The 15,830-nt window shown below is 38.2% G+C and carries 17 protein-coding genes and 2 pseudogenes; 7 read left to right on the plus strand and 12 right to left on the minus strand.

From position 1 onward, the window contains the following. Nucleotides 1-263 precede the first annotated feature (263 nt). The gene (locus ACAN53_RS09480; protein WP_379969329.1) at nucleotides 264-1,208 is read right to left on the minus strand and encodes a LysR family transcriptional regulator; all 945 of its coding nucleotides are present in this window, start codon (nucleotides 1,206-1,208) and stop codon (nucleotides 264-266) included. 130 nt (nucleotides 1,209-1,338) lie between these two features. Between ACAN53_RS09480 and ACAN53_RS09485 the strand changes: the two genes are divergently transcribed. Beyond that, complete coding sequence (locus ACAN53_RS09485; RefSeq protein WP_379970297.1) at nucleotides 1,339-2,115, plus strand: class I SAM-dependent methyltransferase; 777 nt, start codon at nucleotides 1,339-1,341, stop codon at nucleotides 2,113-2,115. A 565-nt stretch (nucleotides 2,116-2,680) separates the two neighbouring features. Here ACAN53_RS09485 and ACAN53_RS09490 read toward each other — a convergent pair. After that, nucleotides 2,681-3,547 (minus strand): Cof-type HAD-IIB family hydrolase, encoded by an 867-nt coding sequence (locus ACAN53_RS09490; protein WP_379969331.1) that lies wholly within the window; start codon nucleotides 3,545-3,547, stop codon nucleotides 2,681-2,683. 224 nt (nucleotides 3,548-3,771) lie between these two features. On the opposite strand from ACAN53_RS09490, the gene ACAN53_RS09495 reads away from it, so the two are divergent. Both ACAN53_RS09495 and ACAN53_RS09500 read left to right on the plus strand, forming a co-directional pair. Continuing rightward, nucleotides 3,772-4,203, plus strand: a complete 432-nt coding sequence (locus ACAN53_RS09495) for an SRPBCC family protein (protein ID WP_379969333.1) — start codon at nucleotides 3,772-3,774, stop codon at nucleotides 4,201-4,203. A 54-nt stretch (nucleotides 4,204-4,257) separates the two neighbouring features. Next, the gene (locus ACAN53_RS09500) at nucleotides 4,258-4,704 is read left to right on the plus strand and encodes an SgcJ/EcaC family oxidoreductase (protein WP_379969335.1); all 447 of its coding nucleotides are present in this window, start codon (nucleotides 4,258-4,260) and stop codon (nucleotides 4,702-4,704) included. A gap of 87 nt (nucleotides 4,705-4,791) precedes the next feature. On the opposite strand, the gene ACAN53_RS09505 is transcribed toward ACAN53_RS09500, so the two are convergent. From ACAN53_RS09505 to ACAN53_RS09525, 5 genes are all read right to left on the minus strand, one after another. Further along, nucleotides 4,792-5,649 (minus strand): gamma-glutamylcyclotransferase, encoded by an 858-nt coding sequence (locus tag ACAN53_RS09505; RefSeq protein WP_379969337.1) that lies wholly within the window; start codon nucleotides 5,647-5,649, stop codon nucleotides 4,792-4,794. 89 nt (nucleotides 5,650-5,738) lie between these two features. Beyond that, nucleotides 5,739-6,107, minus strand: coding sequence for a hypothetical protein (locus tag ACAN53_RS09510; RefSeq protein ID WP_379969339.1), 369 nt, complete (start codon nucleotides 6,105-6,107; stop codon nucleotides 5,739-5,741). A 255-nt stretch (nucleotides 6,108-6,362) separates the two neighbouring features. Beyond that, the gene (ytaF, locus tag ACAN53_RS09515; protein ID WP_379969341.1) at nucleotides 6,363-6,977 is read right to left on the minus strand and encodes a sporulation membrane protein YtaF; all 615 of its coding nucleotides are present in this window, start codon (nucleotides 6,975-6,977) and stop codon (nucleotides 6,363-6,365) included. A gap of 110 nt (nucleotides 6,978-7,087) precedes the next feature. Continuing rightward, complete coding sequence (locus tag ACAN53_RS09520; protein WP_379969343.1) at nucleotides 7,088-7,567, minus strand: GyrI-like domain-containing protein; 480 nt, start codon at nucleotides 7,565-7,567, stop codon at nucleotides 7,088-7,090. 163 nt (nucleotides 7,568-7,730) lie between these two features. Then, nucleotides 7,731-7,961, minus strand: coding sequence for a hypothetical protein (locus tag ACAN53_RS09525; protein ID WP_379969345.1), 231 nt, complete (start codon nucleotides 7,959-7,961; stop codon nucleotides 7,731-7,733). A gap of 300 nt (nucleotides 7,962-8,261) precedes the next feature. On the opposite strand from ACAN53_RS09525, the gene ACAN53_RS09530 reads away from it, so the two are divergent. Further along, a complete protein-coding gene (locus tag ACAN53_RS09530) occupies nucleotides 8,262-8,801 on the plus strand; it encodes a dihydrofolate reductase family protein (protein WP_379969347.1) in 540 nt (179 codons plus the stop codon). Here the strand turns inward: ACAN53_RS09530 and ACAN53_RS09535 are convergent. Continuing rightward, nucleotides 8,774-9,028: a hypothetical protein gene (locus ACAN53_RS09535; RefSeq protein ID WP_379969349.1), complete on the minus strand. Its 255-nt coding sequence runs from the start codon at nucleotides 9,026-9,028 to the stop codon at nucleotides 8,774-8,776. The genes ACAN53_RS09530 and ACAN53_RS09535 overlap by 28 nt on opposite strands. Nucleotides 9,029-9,192: 164 nt before the next feature. Here ACAN53_RS09535 and ACAN53_RS09540 point away from each other — a divergent pair, with 164 nt between their 5' ends. After that, the gene (locus ACAN53_RS09540) at nucleotides 9,193-10,239 is read left to right on the plus strand and encodes an acyl-CoA dehydrogenase family protein (protein ID WP_379970298.1); all 1,047 of its coding nucleotides are present in this window, start codon (nucleotides 9,193-9,195) and stop codon (nucleotides 10,237-10,239) included. Between the two features lie 364 nt (nucleotides 10,240-10,603). On the opposite strand, the gene ACAN53_RS09545 is transcribed toward ACAN53_RS09540, so the two are convergent. Then, nucleotides 10,604-11,038 carry an HAD hydrolase family protein gene (locus ACAN53_RS09545; RefSeq protein ID WP_379970299.1) on the minus strand — a complete coding sequence of 145 codons (435 nt, stop codon included), beginning with the start codon at nucleotides 11,036-11,038 and terminating at the stop codon, nucleotides 10,604-10,606. An 82-nt stretch (nucleotides 11,039-11,120) separates the two neighbouring features. Continuing rightward, the gene (locus ACAN53_RS09550) at nucleotides 11,121-11,471 is read right to left on the minus strand and encodes a CHY zinc finger protein (RefSeq protein WP_379969351.1); all 351 of its coding nucleotides are present in this window, start codon (nucleotides 11,469-11,471) and stop codon (nucleotides 11,121-11,123) included. 203 nt (nucleotides 11,472-11,674) lie between these two features. Between ACAN53_RS09550 and ACAN53_RS09555 the strand changes: the two are divergent. After that, nucleotides 11,675-12,718: pseudogene (locus tag ACAN53_RS09555) on the plus strand (alkene reductase); the annotation flags it as partial. A 76-nt stretch (nucleotides 12,719-12,794) separates the two neighbouring features. On the opposite strand, the gene ACAN53_RS09560 reads toward ACAN53_RS09555, so the two are convergent. Then, nucleotides 12,795-13,151: a group I truncated hemoglobin gene (locus tag ACAN53_RS09560; protein WP_379969353.1), complete on the minus strand. Its 357-nt coding sequence runs from the start codon at nucleotides 13,149-13,151 to the stop codon at nucleotides 12,795-12,797. A gap of 315 nt (nucleotides 13,152-13,466) precedes the next feature. Between ACAN53_RS09560 and ACAN53_RS09565 the strand changes: the two genes are divergently transcribed. After that, a complete protein-coding gene (locus ACAN53_RS09565) occupies nucleotides 13,467-14,186 on the plus strand; it encodes a YebC/PmpR family DNA-binding transcriptional regulator (RefSeq protein WP_379970300.1) in 720 nt (239 codons plus the stop codon). Between the two features lie 310 nt (nucleotides 14,187-14,496). Here the strand turns inward: ACAN53_RS09565 and ACAN53_RS09570 are convergent. After that, nucleotides 14,497-15,813 (minus strand): annotated as a pseudogene (locus ACAN53_RS09570) (GH25 family lysozyme); the annotation flags it as partial. Nucleotides 15,814-15,830: the final 17 nt, after the last annotated feature.

Genomic DNA, 15,830 nt, shown 5'->3' on the forward strand with positions numbered 1-15,830 from the left:
AAAGCATTCTTTATAAATCTAATAGTATTCATCTTCAGTCGTATACCCTTCGCGTTCCACTTTAGAAATATTGGTATCCATAATTTTCTATAACATAGCTTGCGATGATTATGGACCCATTCCTTCAAACTAGGACCAAATAGGGAAAAGGGAGCATTCTTACGAAAAGATAAGAGGGTGTTCCCTTTATTTTCCAGAAAACTCCGTTGCAATCGTTTATACCAACAAGGTGCTGAAGGTATGGTATTAAGATGTACAGATCTTCAAATACCCAGATCACCAAACACTTCATCAAAAACGTCCATAAATGTCCGTGCAGTCAAACTTAAGTACCGTTCCCCTAAGTACGTAAATACTAATGTACGTGTTGGATGAGAATCAAGTGGAACGTACAACGGGTTCAGCTTCAGGTTTTGTCGCATCACCATTTTCGGAACTATAGTGACACCTAATCCGGAAGCAACCAGTGATTGTGCTGTCTCAATATTACTTGTCATAAAAGCAACTTGAGGTTGAAACCCACTTTCTGCACAAAGGTCCAGCACAACGCGACGAAATCCAAATCCCTGCTTTAGCAATATAAATGGAGATTCATTCACCGCTGCCAAAGGTAGCATTTTCTCTGCAACTTGTACGTTTTCATCTACAGAATTGACAATAAAGCGCACTTCTTCTGACATCCAGTTTTTTTCTTCTCGTGGAATCGCAAGTAACAAAGTTTCTGTTAACATCGAACGAGTGACCAAGCGGTTACTCTCAATCGGCAACGGTAAAACGGATAAATCCACTATCCCTCTCACCGTTAAATGTTCTAACTCTTCAGTTGATTCCTCAATTAAATGCACCTTTACTTGTGGATATCGCTCCAAGTAAGCCTGTATAAGTGGTGGCAGGACGTGACCACCTGTGACAGCTGGAACACCGATTGTCAATTCTGATCCAACTCCCTCATTGCTCTCGTGCATTTCACGCAAAAGATCGTCATGTGCTCGTATGATTTGCTCGGCTTTCTCGATAAACCGAATGCCTTCAGGGGTTAGAACAACCGGACCATGTCCTCGGTAAAACAAGCAGACACCAATTTCTTCTTCCAGTTTTCTAATTTGCTGACTCAGTGAGGGCTGGGCGATATGTAAGCTCACAGCAGCTTTCGTAAAGCTTCTTTTTCTATAAACCTCTAAGGCGTATTGTAATAATCTCAGTTCCACAAAACCAACTCCATAGTTTATACCTATCATTTTTATAGATTATATATCTTAGACGAATACTTGTCGATTCGTTATTCTACATATAAGAAATAGAATATCTGAGGAGGAAAAGGAAATGAATAATGGAAATATATCAGTTCAAAAGCAGTTTTCAAAAAATCCTGAGAAATATAGAGATGAAAAATTATTTGCAGCAGGTGAAGATCTACTTGAGATGATACAATCCGTCCCGCTAACAGGAAAGGAAATCGTACTTGATATTGGGACAGGCGCGGGGCATACAGCACTCACATTTTCCCCTTTTGTTGAGCAATGCATTGGTTTAGACGTAACCGAAGAAATGGTTCAAGTGGCAACGAATTTTGCAAAAGAACGCAGTGCTCACAATGTATTATTCCGTCAGGGTGATGCGGAACATCTGCCGTTTCCCGATTCGATGTTCGACATCATAACGTGTCGCTACGCAGCGCATCATTTTTCAAATGTTCGAAGGGTAGTACAAGAAATATCACGCGTACTTAAACCTAATGGGCACTTCTTACTCGTAGACCATTATGCCCCAGAAGATATAACATTAGATCGCTTTATCAACGAATTAAACAAGATGCGAGATTCGTCTCAAGTTCGCGAAAGTTCCCTATCTGAATGGCAGACTATGTTCGCCCAACATGCATTCACTTATAATGAAGTGGTAACATGGGATTTGCCTATCGATTTTGCTCGTTGGATTGAACGAGCAGGAACTTCAGCTGAAGTACAGCAGAAAATCGTATCACATATGCAAACTGCCCCAGCTCAGTGCCAAGATACATTTCATTTTGTCTATGATGAACAGGGGTATCCTACTTCTTTTTGCTTAAAAGCCGTTTTGTTGCATGGGATTAAGGAAGAAGTTGAAGATAACTAACTCTCTACTTTGATTCGTCAATTTACTCAAATCCTTTATTAGTAACTACCTTACTATCAACATTTTAAGTAAATCACAAACTTTAGTGAAAGCAACTCATGTTTAATTATATTTTCTTCATTCTTGCATACTACAGATATTTAATAATAAATAGATCAAAGCCAGATATACTTAGCATGGAGATATCTGGTTTTTTCCTCTATAAATATTATCCTATCAAGCAGGCAAATAAATGAACACCGGCATTACTAAGCAATAACAAAAAAATTTACTTTTCCAATGAATTCGGTAGAGTGTAAGTCAATCTTTTCAAAAGAGGAATTCCCATCTGACTTAAAAATGCTTGTAAAATGTAAGAACAGTGGTCAATCAAGAATTGATACAATTGAAGTTTCAATACGTATAAAATGTGAGGATAGTTATTTTAAAAACGTTCAAGCAGATTTACATTGTCTTTTATTGCAACTTTAGTTTTTCTCTAAATATTGATACTTTTAAGCAATTTTAGCATAAAAGAAAAAAATGTTATCCAACAATATAGAATGATATCAAGAGTAGTTAATAATCACTCACTACCTTCTTTTAGTACTTCTTGAATCGCATAAGCCACTCCATTTTCATTATTCGTTTTTGTCGTATAGCTACATACTTTTTTAATTTCATCCTCTGCATTTCCCATAGCAACACCTCGTCCAGCCATTTGAAGCATGGTTATGTCATTATAGTTGTCTCCCACAGCCATGACTTCTTTCATCTCAATCCCCCTACTTTCCGCAAAAAAGCGTAACGCAATTCCTTTTTGTGCAACGGGATGGTTAAATTCAAGATTACCTCTTGCTGATGAAGTAACTGTGAGATTTGGCTCATTTTCTAATTGCTTATATATTCTATCTAATTTCTCTTTTTCATGTGAAAAGGCAAGCATTTTGTATATTTTAAGATTCTCAATAGAAAATAAATCATCGTAGTTTTTTATAAATTGAAACTGTTCATTCTGAAAACGTTTATCTGCACGTTCCCGAATTTCCTCTTTATTGAAATCTGGGTTAACTGTTGTCATAATATCAATCATTACTTGCACATAGCCTTCTCTATTATCCGAATAAACACCATGATTTGTAAAAAATTCAAAATAGATATTTTCACTTTGACATGTAGATTTGATTTTTTGGCATTGGATTGTATGTAAAGGTACGTCTTTTACAATCTCCCCTTCCACAGAATGAATTTCAGCACCATTTAAACAAATAATGGGACATTTTAATTCAAAAGGTTGAAGGGTTTTTCGCGCACTATTATAGGGTCTTCCTGTTACAATGACAACTTCAATTCCCCGTTCCTTGGCATTTCGAATCGCGTATGCATTTTCTACACTAACCTCACCTAATTCATTTAATAATGTACCGTCTAAATCGGTTGCAATTATTCTCATTTTCGATCTCCTCTCGGTAAAGTAGCCATCCACATTTCAACTGTAAAATTATCACAACTGATTATTAAAATCAATTTTACGCTTCAGCCAGCAAGTTTTTGAATGATGAAATACCAAAAATACTCTCATATTTAAGAAATGGTATACTTATAACGAAATGAGAAAAGTTTACATGTATCTAAAGGTTATGAGTTATTACTTTATAAGAAAAAAGGAGCAAAAGTATGGAAACAAATAATAATACATTACGTGATATCAAGCAAACGGCCATTTTTAAAGCACCTATTCAAAAAGTATGGGAAGCAGTATCAACTTCAGAAGGTATTGTTTCATGGTTCATGCCAAACGATTTCCAGCCAAAAGAAGATCACGAGTTTCTTTTTCAATCACCTTTTGGTCCATCTCCTTGTAAAGTATTAGAAATAGATGCTCCATATCGACTATCTTTTGCATGGGATACAGATGGTTGGATCGTTTCGTTTGTTTTAAAAGCTTTGGAAGACAACACAGAATTTACTCTTATTCATAGTGGATGGAAACATCCTGATGCTATTGTGGGGAAAGCCACCGAAAAAAGTTCCGTCATTCACGATAGAATGGAACATGGCTGGGTAGGGATTGTGAATGAACGGCTAAAAAAAGTTGTAGAGGGCTAACTGAAGAATCACATGTTATATTGACTCAACACGTGAAATGGTCTTTAGGGAGGAATGATTATGGCTGTATCTAATGACATTCAAGAACTATATCACCATCTCTTAGATGCATGGAACAACCGCAATGCCAGCGGAATGGCTGAGTTGTTCACCGAGGATGGAGAGAGCATTGGTTTTGATGGGAGTCAGTCGATTGGAAGAATGGAAATATTTTCTCATCTCAACCCCATCTTCGAACACCGCCCCACTGCAACGTTTGTAAGCAAGGTTAAAAGTGTCCGTTTTCTGAGTAAAAATGTAGCCATTTTACGAGCGATAGCAGGTATGATTCCTCCTGGGGCATCAGATATCAATCCGAAAGTCAATACACTTCATACCCTTATTGTAATTTATACCGAAGGAAATTGGCGAATCCAGCTTTTTCAGAATACTCCAGCGCAGTTTCATGGGAGACCTGAGTTAGTAGAACAAATGACAGAAGAGTTGAGACAGCTACTTTAGTAAAATTTAAATAGTATCTACATTTCAAAGCAACCTTATTGTATGCATATCCATGCATTGTCCAGGTAGAATTGCGTCTTTTCTGAGTCATTCATAGTTTTCTATAAGTGTATGAATATGATTTTCTAGTTTTCTAAAATACTTTTCACTTAAAACATCTCTTCCGCCACGTATAATTTCTTCTGCATATTTAGTTGATGGAGGCGTTTCTTTTTCTTTAGTAATGACGACAAATGTTAACACATCAGGTAGTGACTTTCCTTGGTATAGAGGATGGACAAGGGTAGGTCGGTAAACACCTGCATGAACGCCCTCTCTTGTAAACAGATACTGTAGTGTGGATTTATGGATTTTGTATATTTTTCCTTCAACATAATCAGTTCTATCTTCTACAATATCTGCTTTGCCTCCGTCATCTGACTTTCTGGTGAAGCGTAATGTGTATCCGTCAAGGACGCCAACACCAATCATATCTTGAAACAAGCTATCTACACCTGCTTTCACAAATCTTTCGTGATCCATACAGGAGCCATAAGCAAAATAATAGAAATACTCTTTACTTTTTAAACGTTGATATACGTTCCAATCGCCTAATTCAAGCCATTCCCCTCTAGCAATTAACTCCTTACCTGCTACATATACTAAGGATTCACAACTCCCATTGTCTGTATAAACCTTCTTTGTCATTCTTTCATACAAATTATCTTTCCTACCCTCAACATAATCTTCTAATTCATCGATCAGTTTTAATTGTTCATTTGTTATCGTGTATAACTCCCCATACACCTTTTGAAATGGATGTTCTACTATTGCAGGATACCCAAAGCCAGTGTCATACATCTCTCCATATATCCAGCATTGCTGAGAAATGAGCTTGGCACCAAGTAAGAAATGGTGATTCTCTTCTCCTTTTCGTAGCGTTCCATAAACAAACATGTGAATCATAGACCTTCACTCCTTTATGAAATTTGAATCAAAAATGGATATGCTGAAAAATATAAATATTAGATTGGTATTTACATTACATGCAGGTTTTATATATCATTTAACCGAGCTAAATAAGACAATAAAAAATACAACGTAATACTCGATATCAAGCTTGTATATCCTAAAACTAAGAAAATAGATTGAAAGATAGAATTTTTTATGAATGCACCAACCGTACCTAGCACAAATCCAATTATGGCTGCACTAATTTCGTATGTAAATAAGGTATCAGTTAATATGTCCTTTGAATGCCCGTCAAATAGCCCCAAAAGTGTAAACAGAAATAAATAGAACGTTATACAATCTATAGAAAACCCTAAAATAATAACCACAGTTTTTCGCTCTAGCAATCCAACAAGTATCGTAAAAAGGCCTAAAACGATTGCTCCGATATAAAACAAGAATAAAATAAACAAGATTTTCTCTCCTATCATTCTTTACTATCTACAGTTATACATGGAGAGTTGATCATAAGATGATAATATTGCAAAAAGCGTATTTGCCTATAGCAAGTACACAATAGATACTATTCTATTTTCAATTATCTTACTACCAGAAGCAATATCATTCTGGTAAAAATATACACGAGTTATCATTTCACTTCTCGTTTCTACATGAAGAAAAGCCCACCCTACATACAGGGGAGCTTATTGTGTACAAAATACAAATGTCTAGCTTAGCACTTGATGGAGGCCGACCAAAATTAGAAGTATACCTGAAATCACATTGGCCTTCTTTCCTAGTTTTTCAGCAGCATATCTCGCCCCAAGATAAGCACAGAAACCTACACATATGTAACTGAAGGCTCCTGAAATTAATGATGTAACCCATATATTTAAATGAATAATACCTGCATCAAATCCGCCTGCTAAATTATTGATGGATAGGGCGATTCCAAGTATGATAGATTCCAGAAAACCTACCGATTTTGAGGCATCTAAATCTGCGTCTTCTGGATTTTGTAAAATTTGCAAAAGCAGATTGCGATTGGATGATTGCTGTTTTACCTTTTTCTCAAGTAAAGGTTGGATCAATACCCAAGTTCCTACAGCAACGAGTACAACCATGCCAATGAAATTTGCAATAAATGTCGGTATCCAATGGGATATCCAATTTCCAGATAGCCCGCCCACTAGCGCAAATAGAAATCCGATCAGTGCGATCATAGAGTTTGCCATAAATGGAATTTTAATTTGTTTCACTCCATATGCAACTCCAACGCCTGCATTATCTAAATTTGATGCCATTCCAATTGCAACCATCTGGAGTAAAATTCCGAAATTCATTCCAATTCCCCCTTAGCAACACATATAAAGCATTGTATTCTGGATGACTTAAGAATGTGCTACTTGCTTATATATTGTTAAAAAGGGGGAGCCGTGTAAATTTCTACTCGTTATTTCACCGGAATCCAAATCTCACTATAGTAATCCGGGCTGGACGGATTTCCTTCCGGATAAAGCTCAAATTCTGGTGCGTTTGCATGTGTATAGCCACTTCCAGGGAACCATTCTGAATAGATTTTATTCCAAACGTCTTGAATCGCTCCTGGCATCGGGCCGTTCACTTCAAAGACAACCCATTTAGAAGCTGGGATTGTAAGGTGTTCCATACCTTCTGGCACTTCTCCATCAAAATCGACTGCGACCCAATAGTCCATGACCTGCTTTGGATTAGATTCATTTGCGGCGCATACGCCGAGCAACCCACGAATCGAACCGTTGTTTAGCTTACTTAATGTCTCGCTTGTTCCATTTGCATTTACTTCATCCCAAAATTTAGGAATCCCGATGCTATTTTCTCCATGTTCGTATGAAAATTCTCGTTTGACTCCCATTACGAGAAAACTCTCTTTTTCTACAAAATTCCACTTCATCAGATCTGCCCCTTTCAATATGACCTGAATAATCAGGCACTCATAGAATGTAAGCTTTCCAACATATTTTCGGGATTCACATTCCTTAAAGGAGAATAAAGATAGGCCAATAGATTACCGCTAGTCTACTTTTTTTCTTATACCAGTAAGGCAGAACATACAATTAATTATCTTCAAAAAACAAAAATCCGATTATGCTCAAAACAAATAAAACGCCTAATGCACTTAGTCCTAGGAACCCAATGCCACCCACTAAAAATAAGCCCTTTGGAAATACGATTGCCACGATAATTCCAATTAATAATAGCCAAAACGCAAATTTAATTGTCGCTTTCAAAAGCTTCCACAGAATATAGCCAAAAAATACTCCTACTAATATATGAATGATTAGCACAATACTCACCGCCTAATAAAAGTTCTGTACCTACTATAGCAAGATAGGCTAATAATGACTAGCTAGCGAATAATACATACAATCCTTCGTATAATAAGCCTTCACTTCATTATATTACGAAAGTATGAAAAAGTAAGATCTGGTTAATCCGATTCTCACTCTAGATCCAGTATTTTTCTACATCAAGCCTTGCACTTTGTAGAAAATGGTCATCGTATCATGTACTCCCTCTTTCTTAACTATATACTCTAATTTACGCCATGTTATAATGGTTGGTAACCTGAACAAATGAGGTGGAATATGAGCAAAAAAAGAAAGGTAGTCTTATTTATTGCGATGAGTTTAGACGGGTATATCGCCGATAAAAACGGCGATTTGGACTGGCTTTACGCCGTAGAAGGAGAAGGGGACAATGGTTTTTCATCCTTTTATAAAACGATTGATACAATCGTAATGGGACGAACTACGTATGATCATTTGCTTCGCCTTGTTCCGGAATACCCTCATGGAGATAAGAACAGTTATATCTTTTCACACACTGAAAAAAGAAACGAACCATATGTTACGTTTGTGAATGAAGATCCGGGTACGTTTATTCAAACACTTCAAAAGCAAGAAGGAATGAACATCTGGCTGGTCGGGGGTGCAGGATTACTTGATTCCTTCTTACAAAAAAATCTTGTTGATGAAATCATTTTAACAATCTCCCCTATTATTCTTGGTGAAGGTACCCCTTTATTTCGGCCAAATGCTCACGAAATACAATTTCATCTAGTAAATCAGAAGCAATACGGACAGTTTGTACAGATTCATTATAAGGTACGATCAGCTACTAATTGAAACTGAAACATATTTTTGAAATCTTCATAACACGTTTCACAAATCCAATAGTAGTCATTCTTAGTTGCATATCCTTTTTGGCTTGGTTTATCGAATTTGTCCGTACAAAACTCACAATGATCGTGATTCCATGATTCACTTCGAATTTCATAGTTTTTGTACGTGACCGATTCCTTATATAAGTAATCCATCTGATCAGTTAGTCTCCAGTCATTTTTTTCAGTCAAAACGGCCATCCCTTCCAATCATTTATGTTTCCGTTCCTTTATCACATTCTAACTTTCAAAAATATTTTTCCTGTACTAAGCCTTCCTTATATTCTTTCTCATTTCCTCCTTAACGTATTAGAATAGAAGAAAAGCAAAAAAAGAGGTTGATAGCCGTGTTTGATATGAAAACCATTCAGCTCGTTCGGAGCCAAATAGAGAAAATGGAGGAGCTTGGGCAGCTGACACCAGATGTTCTTGAACTAATTTATGAACAACGCCTATTTAAATTGTTTATTCCAAACGAACTAAACGGAAGAATGACTCCCTTTCCCGAAGCGATTCAACTGTTTGAGGATGCAGCTTGGATTGATGGAAGCTTTGGCTGGCTTGTGCAAATTGGATCAGGCGCTGGATTTTTTGTGACGACCATGAAGGCGAAAACGGCTGCGAAGGTTTTCGCAAAGCGGGACGTGTATATCGCAGGAAGTGACCGGCCAACCGGCATTGCCAAAAAAGTGGACGGGGGCTATCTTGTAAATGGCAGCTGGCCATTTTGCAGCGGCTCGATGAATGCTACGATTTTTACCGCAAATTGCATTCTTGAAACAGGCAATGACAAAAACGGAACAATACAAGCCTTTGCGTTTACACCCGAGCAAGTGAAAATTGAAAAGGATTGGCATGCATTTGGACTAAAAGCAACGAACAGCTACACCATTCATGTTATGGATGCATTTATTTCCGAGGAAAAGGTGTTTGATGCTTATCATCCACATTTTTATTATGATGATCCGGTGTTCCACTATCCGTTCATTCCCTTTGCGGAGGCAAATATTGCCGCAACGACCATCGGCATCGCCCGACATTTTTTTGACGAAGCCAAAGAGTTTGCTTCCACCAAGAAAGACATGTGGGGTTCTTCGCGTTATGCTTTTGTAATGAGCAAAATTGAGGAAATGGAGTTACCATATAGCATCGCTGTTCATGCGTTTCACAACGCGGTGGAACAATCTTGGATGACCCATATTTCCGGGAAAGAATGTTCACCGGAAGAACTTCAAGCAATTAGCTTACAGAGTAAATTGGCTGCGGGGCATGCCATCCAAGGAGCGCAGGTTATATTCCGATATCTTGGAATGGATGCCATTATGGAGCATACGAACATCAACCGTATATACCGTGATTTACATACGGCATCACAGCATAAGCTGCTTGTATCGTTTGATTGAAAAAAATGGTTCTAGGATGGTGAAAGAGCACTGAAAAAAAATGGACTTCGAAAAATAGATGCGATGGTAACCTGCGGGTATTTTGTTACCGTCCGCAAACTTCTTCTTCGAAAGCAGGCACAATTGGAGCCCTTTTGTTACCGCTCGTAAGCTTTTTCCCCGTGAGCGGGCACAATCGAAGCTCTTTTGTTACCGCCCGTAATCTTTTTCCTCGTGAACGGGCACAATCAAAGCTCTTTTGTTACCGCCCGCATGTTTTTTCCCCGTGAGTGGGCATAATTCGATCCATATTTCTGTATTCTATGTTCATAAATTAGGGCTCTGAAAAATAGTAGTAGTCTTGGATGATACCTAGACACATTTTTTAAAATAGTAATTGTAAATGTCTGTCGTAGATTTCCACCAATTCATATACTTTTTCAACAATCTTCTCCTCTTTTACCGCTATCGTTTCGCTCGCATAAGTAGCAAGTTCCTTATGATACCGAATCATAACCGAATGTTTCGCATGCTGAAACATCGTAATATCATTTGCATCATTTCCGAAGGCGATATAATCCTGGATGCCAAGTGCTTGCAGCGCACTCCACTTATGTACGCCTTTTGGGCTAATGTCTAGAACGTTCTCATTTTTATGTTGATGGATGACAACATCAAGAGTATTCAATTCTTGATAGAAGGCAACTAAATCCGATGCGGTTAGAATAAGCACCTTAATGATATTTTTTAAGTTTTGTAGCTCTACCTTTTTAGCTAATCGATTCGGATCGACCCGCTGTAAAATAGGATGTTGAAGTATTTATCAGCGATATCTTAAATTTATCAGCGAAAAGTAATACTTTATCGGCGAATTTTTCGATTTATTGACGATTCGGGCTAATTCAGCAATTTCCGCCGACATCGCCATCCCGATCCCCGTCCATCTCAAAATAAAGATGATAATGCTTCGCACATCCTTCGTTAAACGTAAATCTGCAGTTAGGGCATTGCTCCGTTCCCATGTATTCAGCAATAGTGAGTTCGGTCCCGCATACCCCACAGAGGATGGCGTGCTCTCCGAATTCTTCCTGTTTCCATACGGTGATGGGATGATCTTCGCATTCTTCGTGGCATTTGTAGCATGGATAATATTTCCCGCAGCATTTGAATTTGATTGCAATGATGTCTTTTTCGGTTGCATAGTGCTTGCATCGTGTTTGATCGTCAACGATTGGTCCGTATACGTGTTTCATCTTACTGTCCTTCCCTAATAAGTGGTTTTGTTACTTTTCATCATATCAAAAAATGGAACAATTTTTCATTTTATTTGCTGTGAGTATATTATTTGTAATTTTTGTAAAAGGACGATATTCTGGATTAAACCACTAATTTTTTGTTAGCTAGTGGAAATAGATAAAAGGAATGGGAGGCGTACATAATGAAACATACAACAAGCAGTAAGCTTTTTGAACCTATTACAATCGGAGCGTGGAATCTACGTTCGAGAACTGCAATGGCGCCGATGACACGCTGTTTCGCTGATGACGGGACTGGCGTTGTTGGAGATAATGTTGTGGAATATTATCGTCGACGTGCAAACGATGGCATTGGTCTCATTATTACTGAAGGAATCGTTATTAGCCCGCGTGCCAAAGGAAATCCTGGCGTTCCCGGTATTTATACACAAGCACAAATCGATGCATGGAAGAAGGTAACCGATGCCGTGCATGCAGAAGGCGGTACAATTATTGCCCAAATTTGGCATGTCGGTAGAGCGAGCCATCATACGATTGCCGGTAATCTGCCGCCGCAAGCTCCATCTGCAATCCGAGCCGAAGGAAAAGTATCTCGTTTTGGAGAGCCATTTGATGTGCCAGAAGAAATGAGTATAGAAGACATTAAAGAAGTCATACAACAATATACACAAGCTGCAAAAAATGCGATTGAAGCTGGATTTGATGGTGTAGAAGTACACGGTGCACATGGCTATTTAATTGACCAATTCAACTCTGATATTTCTAATCAGCGTACTGATCGGTACGGTGGTGATCTTGCAAACCGGCTTACCTTTATGAAGGAAGTATTAACAAACGTCATTGCAGCCATCGGTACTGATCGTACGCTCATTCGTTTCTCTGCGCTTAAAATTGATCAGCCTCATTACATGTGGGATGATCCGGAAACAGCCATTCAAACCTTTATCGAAGCTTTCAAGCAAGTGGGAATTACAATGATCCATCCATCCACAATGGAATTTACGAAGAAAATTGCAGATGAAAAAACAATGCATCAACTCGTCCGTAAATACTGGGATGGTGTCATTGTCGGTGTGGGAGATATAAACCCCGAAACTGCTGAAGCAGCGCTTACAGAACGTACAATTGATATTGCTGCCTTTGGACGTCCGCTTATCGCAAATCCTGATTTTCTTCACCGCTTAAAAAATGGAGAAGACTTGATTACCTATGATGCAAAAACACATTTGAAGAACTTGATTTAATCCTATCTCTTCTATGATTAAATAAAAAAGGGGTACGCTTATCTTCCTAGATATGCGTACCCTTTTTAGCAACACTTTATTTGTACAAAATATCATCACGTAGTGTAGAAACAGTAGCTAATACTTGGTCAATGTCTGATTCCGCAACTCCAAAATGTGCCAGTGCATCGTGAAGATGTGTTGCAATTGCACCAAAGTGAGCAGGTTGAAGATTCATTCCTTCATGTGCCTTAGCCATAGAATTTCCAGAATACTTGTTTGGTCCGCCTAATGCGAAGCTAATAAACTTTGTTTGATGACGTCTTTGCTTTTCCATATCTGTATTCGCAAAAAATGTATTCACTGTGTCATCTGCTAACACGAGTTTATAAAAATAATCAACAACCTGACCAATCGTTTCTTCTCCGCCAAATTTTTCATAAAGATTTGTCATTGTCATGTGCCTCCCAGAGTAATTACTATTGTTTACATGGTGAGTATACTTGATATCGTTTACAATGGTTGTGATTTATATCACAGTTTTAAATTTCAACTACGTTTTTTATGTAAATATTCAACGATTTGTCACTTCTTACCAGTTGTTCTCTGTTTTTCAAGATTAAACTCGAAACTCATTATACATTTGATGTATAATGTTTTAGTGAATATATACACATCTTCAATAGAACTTATCGTTATTTGTTGTTGAAGAGGCTATCAAATCATAGTAATCTAGGTGTAGATTCAAAGTGGAAAGAGAGTGTTATTAATGGGCCGTAAATGGAATAATATTAAAGAAAAAAAAGCATCAAAGGATTCTAATACGAGTCGTATCTATGCAAAGTTCGGACGCGAAATTTATGTGGCAGCTAGAAGCGGGGAACCGGATCCGGAATCAAATCAAAATTTAAGAGTCGTTCTTGAACGTGCGAAAACATACAGTGTGCCAAGAACGATTATTGATCGTGCGATTGAAAAAGCCAAAGGTGGATCGGATGAAAAATACGATACACTCCGTTATGAAGGATTTGGACCAAATGGATGCATGGTAATTGTCGATGCATTAACAAATAACGTAAACCGTACAGCATCAGATGTACGTGCTGCATTTGGTAAAAATGGCGGGAATATGGGCGTAACGGGATCTGTAGCTTATATGTTTGATGCAACAGCTGTTATCGGAATTGAAGACAAAACGGCAGATGAAGTTCTTGAGCTATTAATGGAAGCCGATGTAGACGTTCGTGACATTCTCGAAGAAGATGAATCAGTTATCGTATATGCAGAGCCTGATCAATTCTATGCAGTGCAAGATGCATTCAAAGCTGCGGGTATCACGGACTTTGTAGTCGCTGAACTTACAATGATTGCCCAAAACTATGTAACATTAGAAGAAGATGCACAAGCACAATTCGAAAAAATGATTGATGCTTTAGAAGATTTAGAAGATGTTCAACAAGTGTATCACAATGTGGAGCTTGGCGAATAATCAGAAAAACATTTTACTTAAAGAGGTCCTTGAAATGTCATATCATTTTCAAGGGCCTCTTTGTATTGGAAAGAAAGGCTTATTACAGATGCTATTTTGTTCCCAGCACGAATCACCAATCGTTTCTCTTCTTAACTAAAAGCAACAGAAACGTCTAATGAATATACCACGATGTCTCTTTTTTTCACTCTGGCGAGCACAATCCTCCCCCTTTTGTTACCGCTCCCCCTCTACTATCTGAAACATGGGCACAAAAAAGACTACTGAAACATTGTATGGTTTCAGTAGCCTCTTTTTTCTTTTCTAATTATTTCAAACCATCTAAAGAAGTGGTAACATTCATGTCGACAGTTCCTACGCCATTAACGCTGCCGCTATCTGTATATTGCCATGAATTCCACCCATTCCAATCGCTTAATGTTGACGGAGTGGTTGAGCTATATTTTGAAATCCATAGCGGAACATCATTAAGCCCAGATATCCCAAAGCCATTTACATACCAACGGCCTGTATACAGCATGACACGTCTGCCTGTTGCACTCTGTACATAGTTTATAAAATCTCTTGCCCAGTTTGAAACATAAGAGCCTGTTAGCGTACTAGTTGGACCTGCTGGCGATTCAAGATCCAGTACAGGCATTAAGTCTGTATGGTATTGATTTAATACATCAACAAAATGCTTTGCTTCCGATATAGCGTCATCTTGTTCAGGATGAGCAAAATGATACGCACCCACTAAAAGACCTGTAGCAGATGCATTTTGAACATATTGTGCGTACGTAGGATCTGTATATGTTACACCCTCTGTTGCCTTCATATAAGCAGCAGAAATGCCAGACTGCTTCACTTGATTCCAGTCCACACTTCCTTCCCAGTGGGAAACATCGATAAAGGAATATGCAGGTTTCAATACTGTCGTTACTTTACTAAAGCCTGTACCTTGCATATATTCCACTTCAATCCAGTGCACATCAGTTAAACCATTTGCTGCATTTGGGTTATCATAAATATTTATTCTTAACGCTTGTTCATTGTAAGTATTATACCCCCATGTATCTGCAACCTTTTGTCCATCTACATATACACGAACACCATCATCCGCTCCTGTGTATAGAAGATACTGTCCAGCTTTAAGATGTTCTGCCGTAACATAACGTGATGAGAAATGAGTTCCAGGAACACCTGTAGCAGGGGATCCTTCCAAGCCATTATCATCTTGTAACCCACCATTGGCTGCTTGTGGAAGTGTCTTCGCTGCAACCGGATATCCAGAAAGCGATTCATTTGGATAATAATAAGCAAGCCAGCTACCAAATGGTACTACATCTGAAAATACAGCTGCTCCCCCACCATTTTGATAATATTGCGTATGAATGTTATGTGAGCCTGCTGCTAGGTTTGGTAATAAAGCACGATCAGTTTGGCCAGCGGCTGGTGTCCAGCGATCAATCACTGTATTATTATCAACCGATACCTTGACTCCATCATCTGCAAATGACTGGGCGAAATAATCCCCACCATTTAACTGCTTATTCTGAACAAAGTCAGCTTGGAACAATTGTGAATTAAAACCAGTAGGTCCACCATTATTCCAATTATAATGAACGTCCCCATTTGAATCTAGCATAGAAAATACATTTTGAG

The sequence above is a fragment of the Ectobacillus soli genome (genome assembly GCF_042610425.1).
Classification (GTDB): Bacteria; Bacillota; Bacilli; order Bacillales; family Bacillaceae_G; genus Ectobacillus.